Below are 24544 nucleotides of genomic sequence, written 5' to 3' on the forward strand. Positions count from 1 at the left end.
GCGGCGGGCCAGCATGCGCGCATCTCTGCGCCGCGCTGGGCAGCCGCCAGTCTAGACCGGACCGCGCTGACGTGCAGGCGCGGTCCGCATGCATCCGACCCCCCCTCAGCTGCGATGCTGGCCCGGCACGCGCTTGCCCTTGTACGTTGGGCGGCTGCGGCGCATGTTGTCAGACCAGTCGGTGCCGCCGCCGGTGGGCGATTGCACCGGCACATCACGGCTGCCGGGGTGCGGGTCGATCGGCGCTTCGTCCAGCTCGACGGCGTCGGGGGCATCTGCGTCATCGTTTTCACCGGCCAAGCCTGTGGCGTGTTCGAAGTTCTCATCGTCGATGGGAGTGTCGACTTCCGGGTCATGCAGGTCATGTATGGCGTCGGGCATCAGGTCGCCGCCTTCGCGTATGACGGGTTCGTGCCCGGCCGCGCGGCGCTCGCCCGTGCCGGTCGAGTCGGTGTCGCTGTCGAGATTGACGTCGCCAAGGTCCGCGCCGGCTGTGCGGTTGGCCGCGTTGCCGTGCGGGTGGACTGCGGGATCGTCGTCAAAGCGATCTTCAACGTCGCTGCCCAGGCCCGGTCCGCCGACCACGTCGCTGCCCGAGTCCGAACTGTCGGAGGGGCCGAGTGCATCGGTGCCGTGCCCCTTGCCGGTTTGTGCGGGTGCTTCGCCCGTGCGATACAGGTTGCTTGTTGCCATGTGGATTCTCCATGCGTGCTTGTGCGCCAAGGCGCGACACAGCGAATGCAGCAAGGCGGATACCTGCGCGCGCGCAGCAGTTTGCGGCACGCTCGTTGCGACCCTCTTCGACGCGGGCGAGCTGCCCGTAACCGAAACCAGGAGGCTGACGATGAAGCAAGACGCACAGCAACCGCACAAGCCCGCAGCGCAGGCGGGAGAAAAGGCGGGGAACCGACAGAGCGAAGGCAAAAAGGGCGAGCACAACGCGCAGGCGCAGCAAGGGCGCGGCGGCAACCGGGAGCGCGCCGAATCGGACCGCGCCGAGCGCAACTCCATGCAGCACGGCACCGACCAGTCGGCCAAGCGCCCGATGCCGGTGCCGGCCGAAGATGGCCGTGCCGCCGCACAGGAAGGGCAGATGCCGCAAAACCAGCAGCGCCTGGGGCAGCACCAGAACAGCCGGAAGCAGCCATGAGCGGCACCCATTCACCCCGGGATAACGACAAAGCCAAGGCGCCTTCGGGCGACGCCGCCCGGCCCGTTGCACCGGCCATCCCGAGCGAAAGTGGCGTAGGCGAGGAGGACCCGGGCGACTTCGAAAACGCTTCGATCCGCCCCGACGACGGGAAACGCCCCCGCGCGCCGAGCCCAAAGCCGGGGGAGCGTGGCTGACGGTTCCGCCGTGGATTCAGCCGCGCGATGTCTGGCGCGGCTGAATCCAGTGTGCCAGCCACCGCCACATTCCCGGCCATGCGCGGTGCGGTGGGCGAAGCGCCGGCACGACGATGCGCAAGTGCGCGTCGATGCCGGCATCGGCATGCAGGCGCCACCACCCCGAGGTTTCCACCACATGCGCGTGGCCAGCGCCGAGCGTATAACGCGCCACGGCTCCCCAGCGCGACGGTGGCTCAAGGCGCAAGGTGCCTTTCAGTGCCACAAGGGTGGTGCCGGCGCCCAGCCAATGCAGGCGTGTTTGGCCAGAGCCCAGCGCCAGCCATTCCGGTTCGGATGTGGGTGTCGTCGCAGTCATGTCGATCTCCTGAACATGGCTTCAGCGTAGGCACCTCCCGCCCTTCCCAACAGACACAGAGCGACGCAACATGGGCCGCAACACCGCTGCGTTCGTGACAATCTGTTGCGGTACAGTTTGACGTCGTCTGTATCTGTTGCGGTCGCGGTCTTGCCGGCATGATGTGCTGGACACGTTTCCTTGCCGCTTGTTGCCGCCCCCGCCGCCCCTCGCCGCCATGTCCGTCACCGAGTTGACTCCACCGCCCGCGCAGCCGCTGTATCGGACGCTTGCCGATCATTACCTTGGCGCGATCCGCAGCGGGGTCTTGGCGCCGGGCGAGCGCATGCCATCCGTGCGCACGTTGATGCGCACGCACGCCGTCAGTCTGTCGACCGCGCTGCAGGTATGTCGGCATCTGGAGACGGAAGGCTGGCTCGAAGCGCGCGAGCGTTCCGGCTACTTTGTGCGCCAGCCGCGCCGAGCCTTGCTGGCGCCCGTCAAGGAACCCGAAGTGTCGACGCCGGATCCGGCTGCCTACGTGGGCGTGCATGCGCGCGTGTCGGCCATCGTGGCGCGCGGGCAGCAAGCCACCGTGCATGTCGATCTATCCGGCGCAAGCGGGGCGGCTGCGTTGTATCCGGCAGCGGCGCTCAATCGGATCGCGTCGCAGGTGTTGCGGCGGTATCCGTTGCTGCTGACGCAGGCCGTCATCCCGAACGGTCATCCTGAGCTGCAGACCGCCGTGGCGCGGCGTGCGCTCGACATGGGCGTGCAGGTCGCGCCGGACGATGTGATCGTCACCCACGGCTGCATCGAGGCGGTGAACCTGGCATTGCGCGCCGTGGCGCAGCCGGGCGATACGGTGGCGGTGGAATCGCCGACCTACTACGGGCTGCTGCAGGTGCTAGAAAGCCTGGGCATGCGCGCGGTGGAAATTCCTACCAGCCCGCGCACCGGCATGTCGCTGGAAGCGCTCGAGATGGCGGTGCAGGCCTACGGCAACATTCGCGCCGTGGTGGTGGTGCCCAATCTGCAGAATCCGCTCGGCAGCATCATGCCCGACGCCGCCAAGCGCCGGATGGCCGCCTTTTGTGACGCCAACCGCATCGCGCTGATTGAAGACGATACGTATAGCGCCCTGGGCGACAGCCCCACGCCGCTCAAGGCGCTCAAGGCATGGGACCGCACGGGCAACGTCATCTATTGCGCGTCGTTGAGCAAGGTGCTGGCGCCCGGCCTGCGCCTGGGCTGGATGGCCGCGGGCCGCTGGCACGGGCGCGTGCAGATGCTGAAGTTTGCGCAGTCGCGGCCGAACGATTCGTGGTCGCAGGTGTTGGCGGGGCGCTTTATCGCGTCCGGCGCGTACGACCGTCACCTGCGCACGCTGCGGCAGACGCTGCGCGAACAGCGCGAACGCATGGCTGAATCGATTGCGGGGTGTTTTCCCGCCGGCACGCGGTTGTCGGTGCCCTCAGGCGGGTTGGCGATGTGGGTGGAGTTGCCCGCGAACGTGTCGTCGATGGAACTGTTCGATGCGGCGCTGGCACAGGGCATCCGCATTGCGCCGGGCACGATGTTCTCGAACCTGAACCGCTTCGATCATTTCTTCCGCATCTGCTTCGGGCTACCGCCTTCGGCCAACCTTGAAGCTGCGCTGGCCACGCTCGGCCGGCTCACGCAGGAACTGGCCGAGCGCTGACGCATCGCCTCACCTCACCGGCACCACGCCGGCACCGCGGAAGGGGTTTCCAGACCCTGCACGCTTTGCGCAATCTGTTGCGACCACTGCTGCACGAGGCGTTGCGTGGACGACACCACCGCGTTCACGCCAGCCTCTGAATCCGTACCCGCGGCTTGCCCATTGACGGGCAGGGCCAGCGTCGTCTGGCAGGTGAGGGCTGCGGGCGCCGCCCCTTGGTTTGCCGCGTCGCGCGATACGCGCCACGTCACCAGCGCCGTCACGCCTTGTCCGGGCCGCGCGTCATAGCTGCGCATCTCGGCACCGATGCGGTAGAGCGGTACGCCCGCCGGCGGGGCAGCACTCCCGACGTCCACAGCCGACAGCGATGTCGCCAGGTTCGCAGACAGCGCATCGCGCAGTTCAGAACCGAACGGCGCGGCCCAGCGCTGCTGCTCAAGCGCAACCACTTCGCTGTCGGACGTACGCAAAACGATCTGCGGCTTGTCCAGGCGATCGGGCACCCGCACGCCCGAGAGGCGGAAGGCGCGTTGGAAGCGGCCGGTGTCCGTGGCTTCGGGGCGCACCGACAGCGTATGCAACGTCGGCTCGGGCGAAGCGCAGGCTGCAAGCAGCACAGCCACGGTAGCGGCGCTCGCCAGGCGAAGAGAGGAAGACAGCATCGTCGTTTGCATCGGCATCATTGCGCGTCCTTTGCCTTGCCGCGGATCAGCGCTTCCGGGTGGCGGTCCAGATAGTCGGTCAGCACGCGCACGGACGCGGCGGCCTTGGCCACCTGTTCCAGCGTATCGCGCGCATTGCGTTGCAGCGGGGCATCGTCAGAGAAGACCTGGCGCGCGGAATCCAGCGTGCGGCGCGCCTCGGCCAGCGTTTCCTTCATCTGCGGAGCGAGATCGCTGTTGACGGTCTTGGCCAGCTGCTCGGTCTGCTTGAGCGTGGCGTCGAGCGTGGTCAGCGTGCGGTGAACGTCCTGTCCGATCTGCTCGAACGGCACCTTGTTGAGCTTCTTGGCGATGCCCGCAATCTGCGCTTCGATGTCGTCGGTCGGATTGTCGGCGGTCGGGAAGACGTACGCGCCGTCTCGATCACGCATGCCGAAGCGCGGCGGGGTCTTGTCGCGATCGGCCGCGTCGATGAAGTCGAGGTTCACGAACTGCTGGCCCGTCAGCAGGCTTGCGCTCTTCAGCTGCGCGCGCATGCCGTTCTTCACCAGCACGTCGAACTGCGTGCGGACGTCCTCGGCGGCGTGCTGCGGATTGTCGTCGCGGATGTCCATGCCGAAGCGGGTCGGGTACAGCGTGGCCGTGACGGGCAGCACGAACTCGTGGCGCTTCTTGCTGTAATGGATGCCGATCGATTTGATCTCGCCCACGTTGATGCCCTTGAACTCCACCGGCGCCCCTACGTTGAGCCCGCGCAGCGAGCGGTGGAAGTACATCACCACGGTCTGTGACAGGTGTTCCGGGTCCTTCAGCGCCGCGGTTTCGTTGCGCACGAGCTGGAACTGCGCATCGGAGGCAGCCGGTTCGTGATCGGCCTCTTCGGGCGTCTGGAACGCGATGCCGCCGAGGGCCACGGTCAGCAGCGATTGCGTATCGACCTTCAGCCCATTGGCGTCGAGCTTGAGGTCGATGCCGCTGGCGTTCCAGAACCGCGTGCCGCGTGCCACAAATTTGTCGAACGGCGCGTTGACGAAGATGTGCAACGTCACGCCCTTGCCGTCGGCGTCGATGTCGTAGGCGGTGACTTGCCCCACGCGCACGCGGCGGAAATACACCGGCGCACCGATGTCGAGCGAGCCCAGGTCGGGTGCGTGCAGCGTGAATTGTTTGCCGGGCGCGTCGGCCGAAATGGCCGGCGGTGTGTCGAGGCCTCTGAAGACGGATTTCTTCTCTTGCGAGCGGCCGCCGTCCACGCCGATATAGGCGCCGGAGAGCAACGTGCCGAGCCCCGAAATGCTGCCGGCCGCCACGCGCGGGCGCACCACCCAGAAGCGCGTGTCCGATGCGGCAAACGCCTTGCCGTCATGGGTCAGTTCGATCAGCACCACGGCGCCGGAGCGGTCGTCGGTCAGCCCGACCGCCTTGACCACGCCGATATCGACGCTCTTGTATTTGACGCGCGTCTTGCCGGCCTCGATGCCCTCGGCCGAGCTGAACGTGACGGTGACCTGCGCGCCGCGCGCCAGGATCACCCGCGCCATGAGTGTGGCACCCACCACGAGCGCCACGATCGGCACCAGCCAGATCAGCGAGGGCAGCCAGCGCTTGCGCTTCGTGCGGCGCGGCGCAGGAATGTTTTCGTTATCGACGGGGTCGGTCATACATCGGTCTCTTCGGGATCGGGCTCGTCGATGACGTCCCAGATCAGGCGGGGATCAAAACAGCGGGCGGCGAACATGGTCAGCACCACCACGGCGGCAAACGGGCCGACACCGGGGCCGGGTTTGATGATGGCGAGCGTCGACAGGTGCACAAGACCCGCGAGCAGCGTCACCACAAACACATCGAGCATCGACCACCGGCCGATGATCTCGACCAGCGCATACAGGCGCGTGCGCAATCGCGGGTTCCAGTGCCAGCGTTGCTGCACCGAAAGGCACAGCACCGCGAGGATGCCGAGCTTGGCCAGCGGCACCAGGAAGCTTGCGATGAACACGATGATGGCCAGGTGCCACGAGCCCGACGTCCAGAGGTAGACGATCCCGCTCATGATGGTGTCCTGCTGCGTGCCGAGCAGGGTGTCGGTAATCATCACCGGGAGCAGGTTGGCCGGCAGGTACATGGCGGCCGCCGCAATCAGCAGCGCCCAGCAGCGCGCCAGGCTGTCGGGCTTGCGCACGTGCAGGGGCGACATGCAGCGCGGGCAGACTGGCGCTGGGGCGGTTTCGTCGGGCGCGTCTTCGTGGGTCAGCACCGCTCGCGTGGCGGCCTCGGATTCGGGCATGCGCGCCAGCAGGCCGCAGCGCTCGCATGTCACCAGGCCGTGTGCGGCGGCGCGCAGCGGGCGGGCTTGTTGCGCCGGCTGTGCAGAGGCAGGCGTGGTGGCGCTGCTCATGAGCGCTTCTCCCCAGGCCGCGCGGCGGCATCCACGCCCGTGGGCGCGTCGACTTGCGAGCCCGGCGGCAGCGTCAGGCCGATCTCGCGCCAGAACGGCCGCAGGTCGATCGACAACGCCACCGTCAGGAACACGGTCAGCGCGGCAAACGCCCACAAGCCCGCATCGGCTTCCAGCGACACCATGCGTGCCACTTTGATGAGCGCCACCACCACGCCCAGCATGAAGATCTCGACCATCGCCCACGGGCGAATCAACGCTGCCGCGCGCAGCACCAGCGCGGCGGCCGGATGTCGCCGCCCGCGCAAGCGCGCGATGAGCAGCGGCGCCAGCACCGACATGTACATCAGCGGGAAAAACACCGTGGTAAGCGCCACCAGCACGGCAGCGAACAGCATGTCGTAGTCATACAGCGCCACGATGGCACCCCACAGCGTGGTGGCGTGCCGGTTGCCGCCGCCGTTCATCTCGGCAATCGGAAAGATGTTCGCGACGATGTAGACGATGAGGCCCGTCACCACCAGCGGCAGCAGTACCGACAGCCGCTCGCTCTGGTTGCGGTACAGCTTCACGCCGCAGCGCGTGCAGTGCGCCTCTTCATCGAGCGCAATGACTTCGTGGCGATGCAGGGTGTCGCAATGCTCGCAGGCGATCCAGGCATCCGGATCGCCCGGCAGCGGTTGCGCGACCGGGGCGGCCTTGGCGTTGAGGGCATCGCCCGCCGCACGCCATGATCGCGGCAGCGGGAAGGGGAATTTCACGGTTAACAGCTCCATCGTCGGGCTGAAGGCGCAGCGGCAGCGTTGAATTCACGCGGGACGGCGCACCGACAGTCGGGCAGGCGATTATACATACAGGGTTGAATGTATAGCTGAGTGCCGGCTTCCGCATTTTGACGCACGGTCACAAGCAAATATCCCGCCAATCAGCGCGTTCGACGATGGCGCCGGGTGATGGCGGAACGGCCCTTGCTGAGTTGGAAGGGCACATCCTCAACCTCAAAGGAGCCATTCATGACGTATCTCCGTGCATCTTCTCTTGTAGTCGCGCTGGCGCTGGCAGGCGGTACCGCGGCGGCGTATGCCCAGACGGGGGCGGCCCAATCCAACAGCACGGCGGGGGGCAGCACCCTGTCGCCGGCCGGCGGTACCAGCACCGACGCAACCGCCACGGGCACGGGGGGCGCCGCCGTCAATGGCGGTTCGACGGGCAACGGCCGGGACGCCACCCGCAATCGCAATGCCACCGGCAAGCAAGGGCGCTCCGGCAATACATCGTCGCGCTCGGGTTCCAGCGGCGGCTATGGCGGCAGTGCGAACGATTCGATGGGCAGCACGACCGGCGGCGGTTCGGGTGGGGTCGGGGTCGGCGCCCCTGGTACCGGCGGCTCGATGGGCGCGCCGGGCGGCGGTAATGGCGGCGGTGCTGCCGGCTCGGGCGGTGTCGGTGGCGGCGTCGGTGGCGGAGCAGGCAGCGGGGGCGCCGGCGGGGCCGCGGGCGGCAGCGGCGGTGGGAGCGGCCGCTAACCGCGCGCTAACCCGCTGCTAACGCAGTTGCGCTGCGTGATGCAGCAGGTGATCTTCGATGAAGGTCTCGATGAAGTAGTAGCCGTGGTCGTAGCCGGGGTGGCGGCGCAGTTGCAGCGGCTGCCCGGCTGCGGCGCACGCGGCGGCAAAGTCTTCCGGATACAACTGCTCTGCGAGGAATTTGTCCGCCTCGCCCTGATCAATCAGGATGCCGCCCGGAAACGGGCATGAGGCCAGCCGCATCAATTGCGTAGCGTCGTGCGCCGCCCAGACGGTGCGGTCCTCCCCGAGATATCCGGTGAACGCCTTGATGCCCCACGGGCACACCGACGGATGCGCGATGGGTGCAAATGCCGACACCGAAGCGAAGCGCTCCCGATGGCGCAGGGCGAGCGTCAACGCGCCGTGGCCGCCCATCGAATGCCCAAAGATTCCGATGCGTCCGGGTGCCACGGGAAACGCTACGCGCGCGATGTGGTGCAGCTCGTCCGCGACGTAGCTTTCCATGCGGTAGCGCTCGCGCCACGGGGCCTGCGTCGCGTCCAGGTAAAAACCGGCGGCGACGCCGAAATCCCAGTGGTCGGCTTCGCCGGGGACGTTTGCGCCGCGCGGGCTGGTGTCGGGCCCGATCAGGATAAGCCCCTCGCGCGCGGCCACGCGTTGCGCGCCGGCCTTGATGGCGAACGTCTCTTCCGTGGCCGTCAGCCCGGCCAGATAGAACAGCGCAGGGCACCGCGTGCCGGCCAGCGCCTGCGGGGGCAGGTAGACCGAGAAGCGCATCGGCAGCCCGATCGCGGTCGAGGCATGCCGATAGAAGCGCTGCACGCCGCCAAAGCAGGCATGCTCCGAGAGCAGTTCAAGTGGCGGTACGGGAATCGTCATCGTCGGGCTCCGTCTTCAACGTTCAATACAGCACGACCGAGCGGATCGACTCACCGCGCTTCATCAGGTCGAAGCCTTCGTTGATGCGCTCCAGCGGCAGCGTGTGCGTAATCAGGTCGTCGATGTTGAGCTTGCCTTCCATGTACCAGTCGACGATCTTTGGCACGTCCGTGCGGCCGCGCGCGCCGCCGAATGCGGAACCCTTCCACTCACGCCCCGTCACGAGCTGGAACGGGCGTGTGCTGATCTCCGCGCCGGCCTCGGCCACGCCGATGATGATCGACTGGCCCCAGCCCTTGTGCGTGCACTCCAGCGCCTGGCGCATGACCTTCGTGTTGCCGATGCATTCGAACGAGTAATCTGCGCCGCCGTCGGTGAGCTGGATGATGTGGTCCACCACGTTTTCCACATCGTTGGGGTTGATGAAATGCGTCATGCCGAACTTGCGTGCCATCGCCTCGCGCGCGGGGTTCAGGTCCACGCCGATGATCTTGTCGGCACCGACCATCTTGGCGCCCTGGATCACGTTCAGGCCGATGCCACCCAGGCCGAACACGACCACGTTGGCGCCGGCTTCCACCTTGGCCGTGTAGACCACCGCGCCCACGCCCGTCGTCACGCCGCAGCCGATGTAGCAGACCTTGTCGAACGGTGCGTCGGGGCGGATCTTCGCCAGCGCAATTTCCGGCACTACGATGTGATTCGCAAACGTTGACGTGCCCATGTAGTGGAACAGCGGCTTGCCATCGAGCGAGAAGCGCGACGTGCCGTCCGGCATCAGGCCCTTGCCCTGTGTGGCGCGAATCGCCTGACACAGGTTCGTCTTGCGCGACAGGCAGAACTTGCACTGGCGGCATTCCGGTGTGTACAGCGGAATCACGTGGTCGCCCGCCTTCAACGACGTCACGCCCGCGCCCACCTCCAGCACCACGCCCGCGCCTTCATGGCCGAGGATCGCCGGGAAGATGCCTTCCGGGTCGGCACCCGAGAGCGTGTAGTAATCGGTATGGCAGATGCCGGTCGCCTTGATCTCGACGAGCACTTCGCCGGCACGCGGGCCCTGCAGGTCGACTTCTTCCACGGTGAGCGGAGCACCGGCTTTCCAGGCGATGGCGGCTTTCGTTTTCATGCGCATTCCTTTTCTTGAAGTGGAGCCTGCCCGACCTGGGCAGCGTAGGGAGGGCGATTGTAGAACGTTGGCTGCTCGGGCAACGTGACAGCCACGTCATGTTCCACACATCAGACTTCAGATTTTCTTACGACGGCCGTTTCTTGTGCGACGGCAGGCCGACAGGGCCGCGTGCCGCATGCCTTACATGGCGGAACCCCCGCCATGGGCTTCGTAGGAAACCATACCGTGCTTGCATCCATCCGTACTCGCATTTTGCTGACCTGCGTTGCCATCGTGGTCGGCGCATTGACCTTCGCTGGCGGTCTTAACTATCTCGTGACGCGTTCGTACAACGAAGAGTCCATTCGCCAGAACCTACAGTCCGTTGCACGTGGCCACATTGCCGGCATCGACGACTGGGTGGCTTCCAAGACACAGATGATGGTCTCGCTGCAGGACGTGGCGGTGTCCGCCGACCCGATCCCGGTCTTCAAGGCCGTGCACAAGGCTGGCGGCTTCATCAACGTCTACGTCGGCTATCCCGACAAGTCGTACAAATTCTCCAACCCCGAAGGCATTCCGCCGACGTACGATCCGACCGCCCGCCCCTGGTACAAGCAAGCCGTGGATGCGGGCAAGCCCGTTGTAACGCCGCCGTACGTGAGCGCCAGCACCGGCCAGCTCGTGGTGACCTTCGCCGTGCCCATCCTGGAAGGCAGCACGCTCAAGGGCGTGATCGGCGGCGACGTGGCGATGGACAGCGTGATCGCCAACGTCAAGGCCATTCATCCGACGCAGGCCAGCTTCGGCTTCCTGGTCAATGCGGCCGGCAAGATCGTGGCGCATCCGAATGACAAGCTGACGCTCAAGCCGGCGACCGATCTGTCGGCCGGGCTGAACGAGGCCACGCTGGCATCGCTGGCACAGGCTGAGAAGCCGGTGGAAGTGTCGGTGGATGGCGCGCCCAAGCTGCTCTACCGCCAGGGCGTGAAGGGCACCGACTGGGGCCTGGTCGTGGCACTCGATAAGTCCGACGCCACGGCTGGCATGCGCTCGCTGGTGATGACGTCGATTGGCGCGCTGGTGGGCGTGGCCATCGTTGCGGCACTCATCGTGGGTGCGATGACGGCACGCGCGTTCCGCCGCCTGTCGATGATCCGCGATGCTATGGACGACATCGGCTCGGGCAGCGGCGACCTCACCAAGCGCCTGCCGTCCGACGGCGAAGACGAAGTGGCCCAGATCGCACGTTCGTTCAACACATTTGCCGACAAGCTGACGGCCGTCATGCAGCAGATCCGCCTGGGCAGCGATTCGGTGCGCTCGGCCGCGCAGGAGATTGCCGCCGGCAACGCAGACCTGTCGCAGCGCACGGAAGAGCAAGCCAGCTCGCTGGAAGAAACCGCATCGAGCATGGAAGAGCTGACGAGCATCGTGAAGCAGAACGCCGACAACGCGCGTCAGGCCAGCCAGCTTGCCGTGACGGCGTCTGACGTTGCCACGCGCGGCGGCGATGTGGTCGGCCAGGTCGTGCAGACCATGGGCGGCATCAACGAGAGCAGCAAGAAGATTGCCGACATCATCGGCGTGATCGAAAGCATCGCGTTCCAGACCAACATCCTGGCGCTGAACGCCGCGGTGGAAGCGGCGCGTGCCGGCGAGCAGGGCCGCGGCTTTGCCGTGGTGGCCAGCGAAGTGCGCAGCCTCGCGCAGCGTTCAGCCGGCGCGGCCAAGGAAATCAAGGCGCTGATCCACGACTCGGTGGATCGCGTGTCCAACGGCACGGCGCTGGTGGACCAGGCCGGCGTGACGATGGCGGAGATCGTCGATGCGGTGAAGCGCGTGACCGACATCATGGGCGAGATCTCCGCAGCGTCGGAAGAGCAGAGCAGCGGCATCGAGCAGGTCAACCAGGCCGTGAACCAGATGGACCAGGTGACGCAGCAGAACGCCGCGCTGGTGGAGCAGGCGGCCGCCGCAGCGGAATCGCTGGAGGAGCAGGCCCACAACCTGAACGAGGCCGTGGGGCAATTCCGCCTGTCGCACTAAGTACGACGCCAACAGCACGCATTAGCAGCGTCAAGAGGCCGGGGCGGCGTTGGTTGCCTCGGCCTTTGCTTTGTCCTGCGCTTCGGCAAGCGCGAGGTCCGCGGCTTGTGCGCGCTGCACGGCAGGCCGCGCCATGACGCGATCAATGTAGCCACGTATCAATGGCGTTTCCTCGATGAGCTTGAACATCGTCGTCCAGCCCAGCGCGGCACCCCACAGCACATCCGCCGCGGTAAAGCGTTCGCCCAGCAGGTAGGGACCTTTCTCCAGTTGGGCCGTGAGCGTGCCCAGCATGGTGTCGAAGTTGCCATACGGCGACATCGAATACGCAGCCGGCTCGCGCTTCATCGAGCGATCCACAATGGCCGGCTCGAAGCACGCACCATAAAACGCCATCCACCGCAGGTACGCGCCGCGCAGCGGATCGCCCACGGCCGGCGACAGCCCGGCTTCCGGATACAGCTCCGCGGCATACAGATACACCGCCACCTGCTCGGTGATGACTTCATCGCCGTGGCGCAGTGTCGGCACCTTGCCCAGCGGATTGACGGCGAGAAACGCCGGGCTCTTGTGCTCGCCGATGGTCAGGTCGAAGGCATGCACCTCGTAGTCGGCGCTGAGTTCTTCGAGCAGCATGCGCGCGCCCCGCGAGCGGCTGCGTGGCGAGTGATAGAGGATCAGGTGGCGGTCTTGCGGCATCGTCGGCTCCGGTGTGCGGTCAATGGGTGGATGACAGCTTGCCACTCTAGGCGGTGGAGCCGCGTCCGTCTTGGAAATCCGCTGCGGCGGTGCATCATCGCGGCAGGGTTTCTGACGCGGAATCATGACCAGCCGGGTGCCGCGCTGGCCATGTCGTCCCGATGGAGGCCTGGCGGCCCCTCGGATCAATCGGCCGCGACGGTCAGGTCTGGCGATCCGGGCGGGCGATCTGTCATCACGCAGTTGCGTCCCGCCAGCTTGGCGGCATAGAGCAGGTGGTCTGCCCGCCGCAGCAGCGATGCCAGTTTGGGGCCATCGGCGGCGGGCGCGACCGCCACGCCAAAGCTGGCCGTCATGCGGCAGGGCAACTCGGTGCCGGTGGGCACGGCGACCTCGGCAATGCGCTGGCGCAGGTGCTCGGCCACCGCGCGCGCCTGTGCGAGGCTATCCGCCCACACCATCACCGCAAATTCCTCGCCGCCGATGCGCGCCACCATGTCGGCGGACGGGCCCTCGGTGCGGCACAGGCCGGCAACGGTGCGCAACGCCTCGTCGCCCACGGCATGGCCGTAGGTATCGTTGATGCGCTTGAAGTGGTCGATGTCGAACATGACGAGCGCCACGAGCCGCGCCTTCGGATGCGGGGCGTTGCACATTGCGCTGGCGCGGTCTTCAAACGCGCGGCGGTTGAGCAGTTGGGTGAGCGGATCGGTCTCGGCCATGCGCGCGAGTTCCTGCATCAGGTGCGCGCGTTCCACCTCCAGCCTGCGGCGCTCGATGCTGTTGATGCGCAGCACGCGGATCGCTTCAAACATCGCGCGGATTTCTCGCCGCGCAAAGCTGGTCGGGATGTGCACGCTCAGATTGCCGCGCGCAATCCCGTCGATGAGCCGCGTAGCGTTGACGAACGGCCCCACCACGTCGCGGCGGAACGAGAGTGTCATCCATACCAGCGCGCCCAGGACCGACACCACCGCGGCCGCCGAGCCCAGGAGCACCAGCAGCATTTCGCGCCGGTGTTCGCGGATGTCGCTATCCGCCAGGCCCAGCACGATGTCGCGGAAATCCGTGATGGCGCGCATCGTGGGCACGTAGCGCTCGGCGAATGCCGCGGGCGTGATATCGACGCCGCCGGCCTGGCTGGCCTTGGCGCGCACGGCGGCCACGTAGCGCAGCCCATCGCCGAAGTACTGTGCCCCGAGCGTGGCGACGGCACGCTCGTTCAAGGTGGACGGCGCTGCCACACGGGTCTCGATCATGCTGCGCAGCTGGTCGATGCGGCCCTGCGTGCGTTCGATGGCGAGCTGCTCTTCAAACGTGAGCGCGCGGTGCATGGCCAGCGCACCGGTGAAGCGCGAGCCGAGCTGGCCCGCATATTCGCGCAGATCGGCCGCCAGCCGGGCGAGCGTCAGGCAGTTGAGCACATCTGGGTCGCCGCGCGTGATGTTGGCCGTGCGGGCGTTGACGATGGGCAGGAATTCCGGGATCACGGCGATCATGCGGTTGACGCCGTCGGCCAGTTCGTCGCTGCTGCGGGAGCGCAGGGGCAGGGCGGTCAGGCGGTCGATGTTGGCGCGGGCAGCGGCCAGAAGCGTTTGGGCGCGCCGCGCTGCGTTGATGTCGGCCTCGCAGCCGGGGCAATGTTCAGGGCCCAGCGCGTCGAGCAGCCGGGCGACGTGTTCGTCGCTGGCGGCGCGCATGCGTTGCAGGGCCGCGCTGCGCTCGGGCGGCAGCGGTAGGTCTTCGCCCAGTACGCCGTTGGTCGGGCCGCGCTCGGCCGACACCTTCTCCATGGTCAGCAACGCCAGGCGCAATGCCTGGACGCTGCGCGCCGCATCGTCGGCACGGCCGTAGCCCAGCCATGCGTAGCCCAACAGCCAGCACGACAACGACAGCACCGGAACGAGGACGATGGCGACGCCGACACCAAAGCGCCGGTCCATCGACGTTTCTGAAGACATGAACGGAGGGGTGGAGCGTCTTGGCGGGCAGTTGTGAATGGATTGCACACGCGCCCACGCGCGTCGCCGCGCGCAGCACGCATGTCTGGCTAACGGCAGCATCGGGCGCATCTTTACCGCGCCATTGGACCCTCGCCCGCGGGGCAGACTGCAAACAAATGAAAAAGGATTCTTACGGGATGTTCAGGCCGCGGTATCGAAACGAGACCCTTCAATTCGATTGTCTCGGCATGGGTGGAAAGGGGACGCGCCTGCAGAGCGCTGCGCATCCCCGGTCCAGGAGGGTGCTGGATTGACTGTGCGGCTGATTACCTAACCGCGATCTCGGAGTGCACGACTTCCGGTGCCTTGGCAAAGAACGGCCCCACCAGCTTGCGCCATTCCTGGAAGTCGTCGGACTCGCGAAAATCGACCATGTGGTCTTCCACGGTATTCCAGCGCACCAGCAGCACGTAGCTGGTGTCACGCTCGACGATGTGGTGCAACTCGGCGCCGTGGCAGCCCTTGGCGCGCGCAAACAGCGGCAGGGCTTGCTGGACAGCGGCTTCAAACTCGCGCTGCTTGCCGGCGAGAATTTCAATGTGGGCCATTTCGAATACCACGTTGTGCTCCGTTCGGTTGGATGGGTGAGCAGACTATAGCCGGCAATCGGTTTCGCCATCGCCTGGCCTGTATCGGGGTTGTTGACGCGCGGCGCCCACGTTGGGGTGGCTTCCAAACGTCTGTCTGCCCGCCCGCGGCCCCTATGACAACAGCGGCTGCGCGGGCATACTCGGATTTCATTGCCTTGGCCCGGATCCTGCTCGGGCTCTTCAGACGTCACCTTCAAGCGAAAGCAATCCATGGATAGCGGAAACGGCCACCAGAAATTCTTTTACCTCCTGCTGTTTGTCGTCACCCTCGGGCTCTGCTGGATCCTCTCGCCGTTCTTTGGCGCGGTCTTCTGGGGTGTCATCCTGGCGATCCTGTTTCAGCCCGTGCAGCGCGCGCTCGTCGCCCGGATGGGCAAGCGGCGCAACCTGGCTGCGCTCGCCACGCTCACGCTGATCATCCTCATCGTGATCCTGCCCGTGATCTTTGTGGCGGCGACCATCGTGCAGGAAATCGGCGTCGCCTATCAGGAGGTCCAGAGCGCGCAGCCGAACTACTCCAGATACCTGTCTGAAGCGGTGCATGCACTGCCGACCTGGGTGCAGCAGATGCTTGCCAAAGCCGGCCTGACGAACATTCCCGGCATCCAGAAAAAGCTCGCCGATGGCGCTGCGCAGATCAGCCAGTTTGCCGCCACGAAGGCGCTGAGCATCGGGCAGAACACGTTCCAGTTCGTGGTGGGTTTTGGCGTGATGCTGTACATGGTGTTCTTCCTGCTGCGCGATGGCACGGAGATCGGCCGCCGCGTGCGCCGCGCGCTGCCGATGGACGAAGAGCACAAGCGCCTGCTGCTGAGCAAGTTCACGACCGTCGTGCGCGCCACCGTCAAAGGCAACATTGCCGTGGCGCTGGTGCAGGGCGCGCTCGGCGGGCTCATCTTCTGGATCCTTGGCATTGACGGCGTGGTGCTGTGGGGCGCCCTGATGGCGTTCCTGTCGCTGCTGCCGGCGATTGGCGCGAGCCTCGTGTGGATTCCGGTCGCGGTCTACTTCCTGATGGTGGGGGCGATCTGGAAATGCGTGATCCTCGTCGCGTTCTGCGGCGGCGTGATCGGCCTGGTCGACAACCTGCTGCGCCCGCTGCTGGTCGGCAAGGACACCAAGATGCCCGACTGGGTCGTGTTGATCTCCACCCTGGGCGGAATGGAGCTGTTCGGTATCACCGGCTTCGTGATTGGGCCGCTGGTCGCCGCATTGTTCATGGCCAGCTGGGACATCTTTGCGCGCGGGCAGAACGAATGAGGCTTCGGGCCGTCGGATGCCCCATTGCCCTCATATCCGTTCGAAACGCAGACCTGCGTGGCGGGTCAGGCGCTCGATGAAGCGTTCGTCGAACATCGTGGCCGGCGTCCAGAAGCCGCCCGGGCGCCCGGTCTTGATGCCGTCTTTCACGTGGTCCAGCGCGAGGCTCGCAGCGGCCTGACCGAGCATCTTGCCGGTCGAGCCGTAGCCCGGGTCGCGATCGCCGGTCACCTTCACGCGCAAGGTGTTGCCTTGATCGGTTCGGCCGAACAGCCGCAGGTCGTAGCGGCCTGCCAATTGCGCCGCCGGCGTGGGGCCTTCGCCGGGTTTGGGCAACAGAAAGCGCTGCATCACGATGCGAGCGGGCTTGATGACAATGCCGAGCATGAATGCGCCCAGGCCGGCCACCATGGTCATGGCTTTCATGCGGCCGCTCAGGCCGTGCCCGGTGATCACCGCTTCGTCATAGAAAAAACGATTGCCGTAGGCGTTGCCGGACAAGGCGTTGGAGCGGTGCACCACGCGCTCGTTGATGGCGGCCATGACAAACGGCGCAATCCACGCATCGAAATCGGCATCGAACGCCGCGCCCCGGACAGAGCGCTGGCGTGCCGTGAAGCCGTGGCCCTTGGGGCAGAGCGCGTAGGGATCGGCCAGCTCCTTGCGCAAGGCGGGGTCGGCTGCGGCTTCCTGCACGACGTTGATCAGGCTGGCGATCGTGCCGCCCGATGCGCCGCCCTTTAGCGTCTTGACGCGCAACTTCACCTGCGTGGCGGGCGTCCCCCATTGACGCATGGCGTGTTGCTGCAGGAAGTAGACGCCCATGTCCGACGGCACCGAGTCGAACCCGCAGCAATGCACGATGCGCGCGCCGGACTGCTGCGCCGTCGCTTCATATTTGCCGATCATGCGCTTGATCCACTGCGTCTCGCCGGTGAGGTCGCAGTAGTCCGTCCCGCTTTCGGCGCAGACCTTGATCAACGGTTCGCCATATAGGGCATAGGGGCCGACCGTGGAGACCACCACCCGCGTCTGCGCACACAGGGCCTGCAACTGCGCCTCGTTGGCGGCATCCGCCACGATGATCGGGACGGACCCGCCTGCCGCACCCAGCGAACGTTTGACCTCCTGGAGCTTCGCTTCGGATCGTCCGGCGATGGCCCAGCGCAGCGTTTCCGCATCCCCCGAAAAGTGTTCGGCCAAGTAGCGGGTCAGGATCTGACCGACAAAGCTGGTGGCGCCAAAGACGACGACGTCATAGTCCGGAGCGGGCATGGAGTCTCCCTTTTTTGTGTGGGCGGATGAGGGTGCTGGCCTGCGCCATTTGTGGCGTTACCGGCAGCAAATAGTGAAGGGGCTGAGCCCGACGAGCAACTGCATGCCTGGGCCTCGCCTTGCTAGGCGATCCCGCCGCTACCTTCTTCTGCGCCGCCAAATTTGGCCGCCTCCAGCACCTGAAAGGTCGTTTCACATTGTGGAATTTGGCTGGAAATTCTTCGCTCCGGCCGTCCCGTTTGCTGAAAAACCATTCCGCATCGCAAAATAAGTGGTCTATCTCATTGATAAATAAAGAAAAACTAACTCTTATGTCTTATATAAGACCTTGCTGCGACGCGTCAAAGCCGACCTACAATAAATCCATGCTGCTCGCTTCGAAATCCGTAGCTGCACACGCAACCGATTCTTCTCAAACGCGCTTTATTTCCAGGAAATTGACATGGCCCAGTATCAAGACGACATCAAGGCAGTTGCCGGTCTGAAAGAAACCCACGGCAGCGCATGGAATGCGATCAACCCCGAGTACGCGGCCCGCATGCGTGCCCAGAACAAGTTCAAGACGGGTCTGGACATTGCCAAGTACACCGCCAAGATCATGCGTGCCGACATGGCCGCCTACGACGCCGATCCGTCGAAGTACACGCAGTCGCTCGGTTGCTGGCACGGCTTCATCGGCCAGCAGAAGATGATCTCCATCAAGAAGCACTTCAAGAGCACCGAACGCCGCTACCTGTACCTGTCGGGCTGGATGGTCGCTGCGCTGCGCTCGGAGTTCGGCCCGCTGCCGGACCAATCGATGCACGAGAAGACGTCGGTCAGCGCGTTGATCCGCGAGCTGTACACCTTCCTGCGTCAGGCCGATGCCCGTGAACTGGGCGGCCTGTTCCGCGAGCTGGACGCCGCCAAGGACGCCGCTGCCAAGGCCGCCATCCAGGAAAAGATCGACAACCACGTCACGCACGTCGTGCCCATCATTGCCGACATCGACGCTGGTTTCGGCAACGCAGAAGCCACGTACCTGCTGGCCAAGCAGTTCATCGAAGCCGGCGCCTGCTGCATTCAGATCGAAAACCAGGTGTCGGACGAAAAGCAGTGCGGCCACCAGGATGGCAAGGTCACCGTGCCGCACGAGGACTTCCTCGCCAAGATCCGCGCGATCCGCTACGCGTTCCTGGAACTGGGCGTGGACGACGGCATCATCGTCGCCCGTACCGATTCGCTGGGCGCCGGCCTGACCAAGCAGATCGCCGTGACGAACACGCCGGGCGACCTGGGCGACCAGTACAACTCGTTCCTCGACTGCGAAGAACTGTCGGCCGACCAACTCGGCAACGGTGACGTCGTCATCAAGCGCGACGGCAAGCTGCTGCGTCCGAAGCGCCTGCCGAGCAACCTGTTCCAGTTCCGCGCCGGCACGGGCGAAGCGCGTTGCGTGCTCGACTGCATCACCTCGCTGCAGAACGGTGCGGACCTGCTGTGGATCGAAACCGAAAAGCCGCACATCGGCCAGATCGGCGGCATGGTCAAGGAAATCCGCAAGGTCATCCCGAACGCCAAGCTGGTGTACAACAACAGCCCGTCGTTCAACTGGACGCTGAACTTCCGTCAGCAGGTGTATGACGCGATGAAGGAAGCGGGCAAGGACGTGTCGGCCTACGAGCGCGGCCAGCTGATGAGCGCCGAGTACGACGACAGCGAACTGGCGAAGCTCGCCGACGAGAAGATCCGTACGTTCCAGGCCGATGCATCGCGCGAAGCCGGCATCTTCCATCACCTGATCACGCTGCCGACGTACCACACCGCCGCGCTGTCGACCGACAACCTGGCCAAGGAATACTTCGGCGACCAGGGCATGCTCGGCTACGTGGCCGGCGTGCAGCGCAAGGAAATCCGCCAAGGCATCGCCTGCGTCAAGCACCAGAACATGTCGGGCTCGGACATCGGCGACGACCATAAGGAATACTTCAGCGGCGAAGCGGCGCTGAAGGCGGCAGGTAAAGACAACACCATGAACCAGTTCCACTGATTCACGGCCAAGGTCCTACCCAAAGCACAACGCCAACCCATTGCGGGTTGGCGTTTTTTTTGCGAACAGGCCAGCAGCGACACGCCAGCCAGCATTGTGGTGGGTCAAGGAACAGCGCCCGGCGTGCTGAGCGATCCGCAAAGGGTCAGTCACTTCGCCGCCGTCTGGGCCTCGCGCCCGTACTCCAACTGGAGCGCGACAATGTCGGCGGTCGCGCTGCCGTACCGGCTGGCGATTGCGCCCAACGCTTCCTGCAACGCGCCCGCCGATGCGGATTTCGGAAGCGCAAGTTGACGATACATATTCGCAGACGTGTCGCTTGGTAGCAGCGTGAGCCCCTGGCGCGATCGAACGATCGTCTGAGGGGACACCGCAATCGCCTGTGACCGATATGTCCGGGACCATGCGTCTGCGGTCAGCGCCAAGGCGATTTCATCGACACCGTCTGCGATCGGGATGGCCAACGTTTCATGCTTCCAGAACAAGACGGCATTTCTGGCAATGGACCCCATGCGCCCGGCCGTGAGATGGAACGCGCTGGAGTCGTGCTCAGCCCCCCAACCGTCGATGCCCAGCGTTGATGCCACTGCGGCCGCCTTCGCGCGTCCGGCCATCGCTTCAACAAGCGAGAGGCTTGCAGGAATGGAGGCCGAGACACCGGTTGTCGTCATGATGTTGCCGTCGACAACATAGCGCCGGTCTCGAGTCCAACGTGCCTGCGGAAAGGCTCGGGAGATGCTGTCGAATGCGTACCAGTGCGTCGTGGCCGAGCGTCCTTCAAGCAGGCCCGCTCGCGCCGGAATCCACGCACCTTCGCAGATGGAAAGCACGAATGCGCCTTTGTCTGCCTGCGTGCGGACCCAGCGGATGACGGTTTCATTCCGGTCATCGTGCAGGGCGGGGACGACTACAATGTCCGCGCCGGTTTGATGTGCCGAGTCGAATGCCCCCAGGGTTTTTTCGGTCTCGATTCTCAACGCGGGCATCAGGTTCACCGCTCCCGGGTGCGTCGACACGATGACGACATCCGCAACATCCGCCTCTTTCAGCACGCCGTAAGGAACAAGAAGATCAGTGGTCTCCGTGCCCGCGTTGTCGGCCACAATCGCAATCAGCGGCCGGGTTCGTCCTGCCTTGAGCGGTGGTAACCGGAGGTCATTGGTCACGGCAGGCGCGGCTTTCGTGCCATGCATGAGCGTCAGCATGACCATGAGAGCGAGCAGAGCGGCTTTCAGAAGTCTGCGGTACATGGAAAGATTCCGGAGAGCAGGACCGCCACTCTAGCGGCTGAGCACTGCCGCCCGAAACGACAAATTGATCGCATTTTTCGCCAATGCACGCGTGGACTCTCAAGCCAAGGCGCATCGCCGTCATTGCCTACGACGGGGTGCAGGCCCTCGACGTTGTCGGGCCGATGGAAGTTTTCGCGATGGCAAACCATCACAAGCCGCAGCACGTCGCGCCCTATGAGATCGCTCTTGCTTCTCCTGCAGGCGGTGCCGTGACTTGCAGTTCAGCGGGCGGGCTCTGTCTTGGCGATACGGTGGCGCTCGCCGACCTGCCGAGCGATATCGATACGGTCATCGTCGCGGGCGGAAGCGAAGAGGGGCTCCGAAAGGTCATCTTCGAAACCGAACTGATTCCGTGGCTGAAATCGCGTGCGCCCGAAGTCCGCCGCCTTGCAAGTGTCTGTACGGGCGCTTTTGTCCTTGCTGCAGGCGGCTTCCTGGACGGCAAGCGCGCTACGACACATTGGAACTCGCTCGCGCTCCTGAAGGAACTGCGTCCGCAGATCGACGTGCAGTCGGATGTCATCTTCGTGGCCGAACCGCCCATTTACACCTCGGCAGGGATCACGGCCGGCATCGACCTGTGCCTGGCGTTGGTCGAAGCGGATTGCGATGCACAAACAGCGTTGGCGGTCTCGCGGCAAATGGTGCTTTTCATGCGCAGGCCGGGCGGCGAGTCCCAGCTCAGTTCGGCGCTGACCATGCAGGCTGCAGCGGTGCCGCGCTTGCGCAATCTGGCGACCAGGATTGTGGAAGATCCGACCGGCGATCTGTCGGGTCCCGCGCTTGCGGCGCGTGTCGATATGAGCGAGCGGACGTTCTCTCGCGCGTTCCGCAAGGAAATCGGCATGACGCCGGCCCAGTTCGTCGAATCCGCACGAATCGGGCGTGCCAAGGCCCTGCTCGAAACGTCCGACTGGCCCTTGGCGCGTGTCGCCGAGCGCGCCGGTTTTGGCAGCGTCCACGCATTGCACCGGGTGTTCCAGAAGCGGCTTGGCATCACGCCAGGTCTGTATCGGGAGCGCTTCAGCGTGCGGCAAGCGCGGCGCACCGCTGCCCCAATCGATGGATAGATTGATAACCAAAGCACATCAATCCTTCCGAAAATTGCACTTCTCGTTTGTCGGTCTCCCGGCGAACATTGCCAAAACGACAAACGCCGTCCAACGGCGTATTCTTTTTTTTGGCTTCCAGGAGACACCTCGATGCACCCCCCGTCCAGCCTGTCGACCGGGCAATCCAAGGCCGCTGCGGTCTTCCGCGTCACCGCCGGGAATTTCCTGGAGCAGTTCGACTTCTTCCTGTTCGGCTTCTACGCCACGCAGATCGCCAACGTCTTCTTTCCGACCGAAAGCGAGTTCGCCTCGCTGATGATGACGTTCGCTGTTTTTGGCGCCGGCTTTCTGATGCGGCCGCTGGGCGCGATCGTGCTCGGCGCCTACATTGACGACGTTGGCCGCCGCAAGGGGCTCATCGTCACGCTGTCCATCATGGCAAGCGGGACGGTGCTGATCGCGTTCGTTCCCGGCTACGCCACGATTGGTCTCCTGGCACCGGCGCTCGTGTTGCTGGGGCGTCTCCTCCAAGGCTTCTCGGCTGGTGCGGAGCTGGGCGGCGTATCGGTCTATCTGGCCGAGATGGCCACGCCGGGCCGCAAGGGCTTTTTCACGAGCTGGCAGTCTGCCAGCCAGCAGGTCGCCATCGTCGTGGCGGCAGGTCTGGGCTTCGCGCTCAACCAATGGCTGAGCGCACCGGCCATCGCCGCATGGGGATGGCGTGTGCCGTTCTTCGTCGGCTGCATGATCGTGCCGTTCATCTTCGTGCTGCGCCGCAATCTTGAAGAAACGCAGGAGTTCAAGGCGCGCAAGCATCGTCCGAGCATGAAGGAGGTGTTCGGCACGCTGCTGCAAAACTGGGGCGTCGTGCTCGCCGGGATGATGCTGGTGGCAATGACCACGACGAGCTTCTACCTCATCACTGTCTATGCGCCGACGTTCGGCAAAACCGTCTTGCATCTGAGTACGGCCGACAGCCTGCTCGTGACGCTGTGCGTCGGGGTGTCGAACTTTGTGTGGCTGCCGATTGGCGGTGCGCTTTCCGACAGGATCGGCCGTCGGCCCCTGCTGATCGGCATGACGGTGCTGACCATCGCCACGGCATACCCGGCGCTTTCGTTCCTCGCGCACGCGCCCAGCTTCATGAACATGCTGCTCGTGCTGCTGTGGTTGTCGTTCATGTACGGCATCTACAACGGCGCGATGGTCGTCGCGCTTACCGAAGTGATGCCCGTGCAGGTGCGCGTTGCCGGGTTCTCGCTCGCCTATAGCCTCGCCACGGCGGTGTTCGGCGGCTTTACACCGGCCATCTCCACAGCGGCCATCCATATGACCGGCGACAAGGCCGCTCCCGGCTACTGGATGAGTCTTGCCGCCGCGTGCGCGCTCCTGGCGACGTTGATGCTCTATCGCCGCCGTGCAGTGACACTGGTGCCGGCGCACTGACGCCCAACGTATCCCGCGCCCCGCCTATTCACAAACACGTACGACCTGGCATGACCCTCACCATGAAGACTCTGTTTCGGAACCTGTGCGCAGCCGCGCTCGTCGCAACCTCGGCGGTGGCAGCCACCGTCCACGCTGCTGAATTGCACGTCATGAGTTCCGGTGGCTTTACGGCCGCCTATAAGCTGCTTGGGCCCAAGTTCGCCGCGCAGACGGGCAACACGCTCGACACTGCACTCGGCCCGTCGATGGGCAAGTCGCCCGAAGCGATTCCGAATCGGCTCGCACGCGGCGAACCTGCCGATGCCGTGATCATGGTCGGCTACGCACTCGACGATCTGATCAAGCAAGGCAAGGTCATCCCGGATTCGCGCGTGGAACTGGCCGACTCGCGCATCGGCATGGTGGTGCGCGAAGGTGCCGCCAAGCCCGATATCAGTTCACCCGAGGCCCTCAGGCAAGTGCTGCTGCATGCCAAGTCGATCGCCTACTCGGACAGCGCAAGCGGCGTCTATATCGAGCGCGAGCTGTTCAAGAAGCTGGGCATTGAAGAGCAGGTCAAGGCAAGGGCGAAGATGATTCCGCGTATTCCGGTGGCGTCGGTGGTGGCGACGGGCGACTACGAAATCGGCTTCCAGCAAGTGAGCGAACTGCTGCCGGTGCCGGGTGCAACCTTCGTCGGGAAGATTCCCGAGTCGCTCCAATCTGTGACGCGCTTTGCTGCGGGCATCCCCGTTGGCGCACAGCATCCGAAGGAAGCCAAGGCGCTTCTTGATTACCTCGCTTCGCCCGCCGTGCAGGCCGATGTGAAATCAACCGGGCTCGATTCCGTGCCGGCGCATTGAGATGGCGCGCCCGCGCGGCGGGTCAAGCCAAGCGCGTTTGTT

At 65.1% G+C, this 24544-nt stretch carries 22 protein-coding genes; 9 read left to right on the plus strand and 13 right to left on the minus strand.

What is annotated here, in order from left to right:
* Positions 1–105 precede the first annotated feature (105 nt).
* Complete coding sequence (locus ABIC76_RS12690) at positions 106–693, minus strand: hypothetical protein (protein ID WP_354534169.1); 588 nt, start codon at positions 691–693, stop codon at positions 106–108.
* Between the two features lie 151 nt (positions 694–844).
* Between ABIC76_RS12690 and ABIC76_RS12695 the strand changes: the two genes are divergently transcribed.
* Positions 845–1150, plus strand: a complete 306-nt coding sequence (locus ABIC76_RS12695) for a hypothetical protein (protein WP_354534170.1) — start codon at positions 845–847, stop codon at positions 1148–1150.
* Between the two features lie 213 nt (positions 1151–1363).
* On the opposite strand, the gene ABIC76_RS12700 is transcribed toward ABIC76_RS12695, so the two are convergent.
* A complete protein-coding gene (locus tag ABIC76_RS12700; protein WP_354534171.1) occupies positions 1364–1705 on the minus strand; it encodes a hypothetical protein in 342 nt (113 codons plus the stop codon).
* A 217-nt stretch (positions 1706–1922) separates the two neighbouring features.
* On the opposite strand from ABIC76_RS12700, the gene ABIC76_RS12705 reads away from it, so the two are divergent.
* A complete protein-coding gene (locus tag ABIC76_RS12705; RefSeq protein ID WP_354534172.1) occupies positions 1923–3386 on the plus strand; it encodes an aminotransferase-like domain-containing protein in 1464 nt (487 codons plus the stop codon).
* Between the two features lie 14 nt (positions 3387–3400).
* Here ABIC76_RS12705 and ABIC76_RS12710 read toward each other — a convergent pair whose 3' ends face one another.
* Genes ABIC76_RS12710 through ABIC76_RS12725 form a run of 4 tightly spaced genes read right to left on the minus strand, consistent with a single transcriptional unit; the run spans position 3401 to position 7219 of the window.
* A complete protein-coding gene (locus ABIC76_RS12710) occupies positions 3401–4069 on the minus strand; it encodes a PqiC family protein (RefSeq protein ID WP_354534173.1) in 669 nt (222 codons plus the stop codon).
* Positions 4066–5709, minus strand: coding sequence for a PqiB family protein (locus ABIC76_RS12715; protein WP_027678084.1), 1644 nt, complete (start codon positions 5707–5709; stop codon positions 4066–4068). Before ABIC76_RS12715 ends, ABIC76_RS12710 begins: the two co-directional genes overlap by 4 nt.
* On the minus strand, positions 5706–6443 hold the full coding sequence (locus ABIC76_RS12720; protein ID WP_027678083.1) for a paraquat-inducible protein A: 738 nt from the start codon (positions 6441–6443) through the stop codon (positions 5706–5708). Before ABIC76_RS12720 ends, ABIC76_RS12715 begins: the two co-directional genes overlap by 4 nt.
* Entirely contained in the window at positions 6440–7219 is a 780-nt protein-coding gene (locus ABIC76_RS12725; protein ID WP_102064613.1) for a paraquat-inducible protein A, read from the minus strand. The genes ABIC76_RS12720 and ABIC76_RS12725 overlap by 4 nt, the downstream gene beginning before the upstream one ends.
* A gap of 237 nt (positions 7220–7456) precedes the next feature.
* Between ABIC76_RS12725 and ABIC76_RS12730 the strand changes: the two genes are divergently transcribed.
* Positions 7457–7969 (plus strand): hypothetical protein, encoded by a 513-nt coding sequence (locus tag ABIC76_RS12730; RefSeq protein ID WP_102064614.1) that lies wholly within the window; start codon positions 7457–7459, stop codon positions 7967–7969.
* A gap of 18 nt (positions 7970–7987) precedes the next feature.
* On the opposite strand, the gene fghA is transcribed toward ABIC76_RS12730, so the two are convergent.
* Positions 7988–8851, minus strand: coding sequence for an S-formylglutathione hydrolase (gene fghA / locus ABIC76_RS12735; RefSeq protein WP_102064615.1), 864 nt, complete (start codon positions 8849–8851; stop codon positions 7988–7990).
* Positions 8852–8873: 22 nt separating this feature from the next.
* Positions 8874–9980 carry an S-(hydroxymethyl)glutathione dehydrogenase/class III alcohol dehydrogenase gene (locus ABIC76_RS12740; RefSeq protein ID WP_102064616.1) on the minus strand — a complete coding sequence of 369 codons (1107 nt, stop codon included), beginning with the start codon at positions 9978–9980 and terminating at the stop codon, positions 8874–8876.
* Between the two features lie 228 nt (positions 9981–10208).
* On the opposite strand from ABIC76_RS12740, the gene ABIC76_RS12745 reads away from it, so the two are divergent.
* The gene (locus ABIC76_RS12745) at positions 10209–12011 is read left to right on the plus strand and encodes a methyl-accepting chemotaxis protein (RefSeq protein WP_102065135.1); all 1803 of its coding nucleotides are present in this window, start codon (positions 10209–10211) and stop codon (positions 12009–12011) included.
* Positions 12012–12041: 30 nt separating this feature from the next.
* Here ABIC76_RS12745 and ABIC76_RS12750 read toward each other — a convergent pair whose 3' ends face one another.
* The 3 genes from ABIC76_RS12750 to ABIC76_RS12760 all read right to left on the minus strand — a co-directional run bounded on the left by ABIC76_RS12750 (position 12042) and on the right by ABIC76_RS12760 (position 15261).
* The gene (locus ABIC76_RS12750; protein ID WP_102064617.1) at positions 12042–12710 is read right to left on the minus strand and encodes a glutathione S-transferase family protein; all 669 of its coding nucleotides are present in this window, start codon (positions 12708–12710) and stop codon (positions 12042–12044) included.
* Between the two features lie 185 nt (positions 12711–12895).
* Complete coding sequence (locus tag ABIC76_RS12755) at positions 12896–14653, minus strand: GGDEF domain-containing protein (RefSeq protein WP_102064618.1); 1758 nt, start codon at positions 14651–14653, stop codon at positions 12896–12898.
* Between the two features lie 326 nt (positions 14654–14979).
* Entirely contained in the window at positions 14980–15261 is a 282-nt protein-coding gene (locus tag ABIC76_RS12760) for an antibiotic biosynthesis monooxygenase family protein (RefSeq protein ID WP_354534175.1), read from the minus strand.
* A 252-nt stretch (positions 15262–15513) separates the two neighbouring features.
* On the opposite strand from ABIC76_RS12760, the gene ABIC76_RS12765 reads away from it, so the two are divergent.
* Entirely contained in the window at positions 15514–16563 is a 1050-nt protein-coding gene (locus ABIC76_RS12765; RefSeq protein ID WP_102064619.1) for an AI-2E family transporter, read from the plus strand.
* Between the two features lie 30 nt (positions 16564–16593).
* On the opposite strand, the gene ABIC76_RS12770 is transcribed toward ABIC76_RS12765, so the two are convergent.
* The gene (locus ABIC76_RS12770; RefSeq protein ID WP_354534176.1) at positions 16594–17838 is read right to left on the minus strand and encodes a saccharopine dehydrogenase family protein; all 1245 of its coding nucleotides are present in this window, start codon (positions 17836–17838) and stop codon (positions 16594–16596) included.
* 442 nt (positions 17839–18280) lie between these two features.
* On the opposite strand from ABIC76_RS12770, the gene ABIC76_RS12775 reads away from it, so the two are divergent.
* On the plus strand, positions 18281–19867 hold the full coding sequence (locus ABIC76_RS12775; protein ID WP_027678070.1) for an isocitrate lyase: 1587 nt from the start codon (positions 18281–18283) through the stop codon (positions 19865–19867).
* A 149-nt stretch (positions 19868–20016) separates the two neighbouring features.
* Here ABIC76_RS12775 and ABIC76_RS12780 read toward each other — a convergent pair whose 3' ends face one another.
* Entirely contained in the window at positions 20017–21117 is a 1101-nt protein-coding gene (locus ABIC76_RS12780; RefSeq protein WP_219588308.1) for a DJ-1/PfpI family protein, read from the minus strand.
* Positions 21118–21200: 83 nt separating this feature from the next.
* On the opposite strand from ABIC76_RS12780, the gene ABIC76_RS12785 reads away from it, so the two are divergent.
* The 3 genes from ABIC76_RS12785 to ABIC76_RS12795 all read left to right on the plus strand — a co-directional run bounded on the left by ABIC76_RS12785 (position 21201) and on the right by ABIC76_RS12795 (position 24502).
* Positions 21201–22229, plus strand: coding sequence for a GlxA family transcriptional regulator (locus ABIC76_RS12785; RefSeq protein ID WP_354534177.1), 1029 nt, complete (start codon positions 21201–21203; stop codon positions 22227–22229).
* 132 nt (positions 22230–22361) lie between these two features.
* Positions 22362–23657 (plus strand): MFS transporter, encoded by a 1296-nt coding sequence (locus ABIC76_RS12790; RefSeq protein ID WP_102064622.1) that lies wholly within the window; start codon positions 22362–22364, stop codon positions 23655–23657.
* Between the two features lie 62 nt (positions 23658–23719).
* A complete protein-coding gene (locus ABIC76_RS12795; RefSeq protein WP_354534179.1) occupies positions 23720–24502 on the plus strand; it encodes a substrate-binding domain-containing protein in 783 nt (260 codons plus the stop codon).
* Positions 24503–24544: the final 42 nt, after the last annotated feature.

This window comes from Ralstonia sp. 1138, assembly GCF_040544795.1.
Taxonomy (GTDB): domain Bacteria; phylum Pseudomonadota; class Gammaproteobacteria; order Burkholderiales; family Burkholderiaceae; genus Ralstonia; species Ralstonia flatus.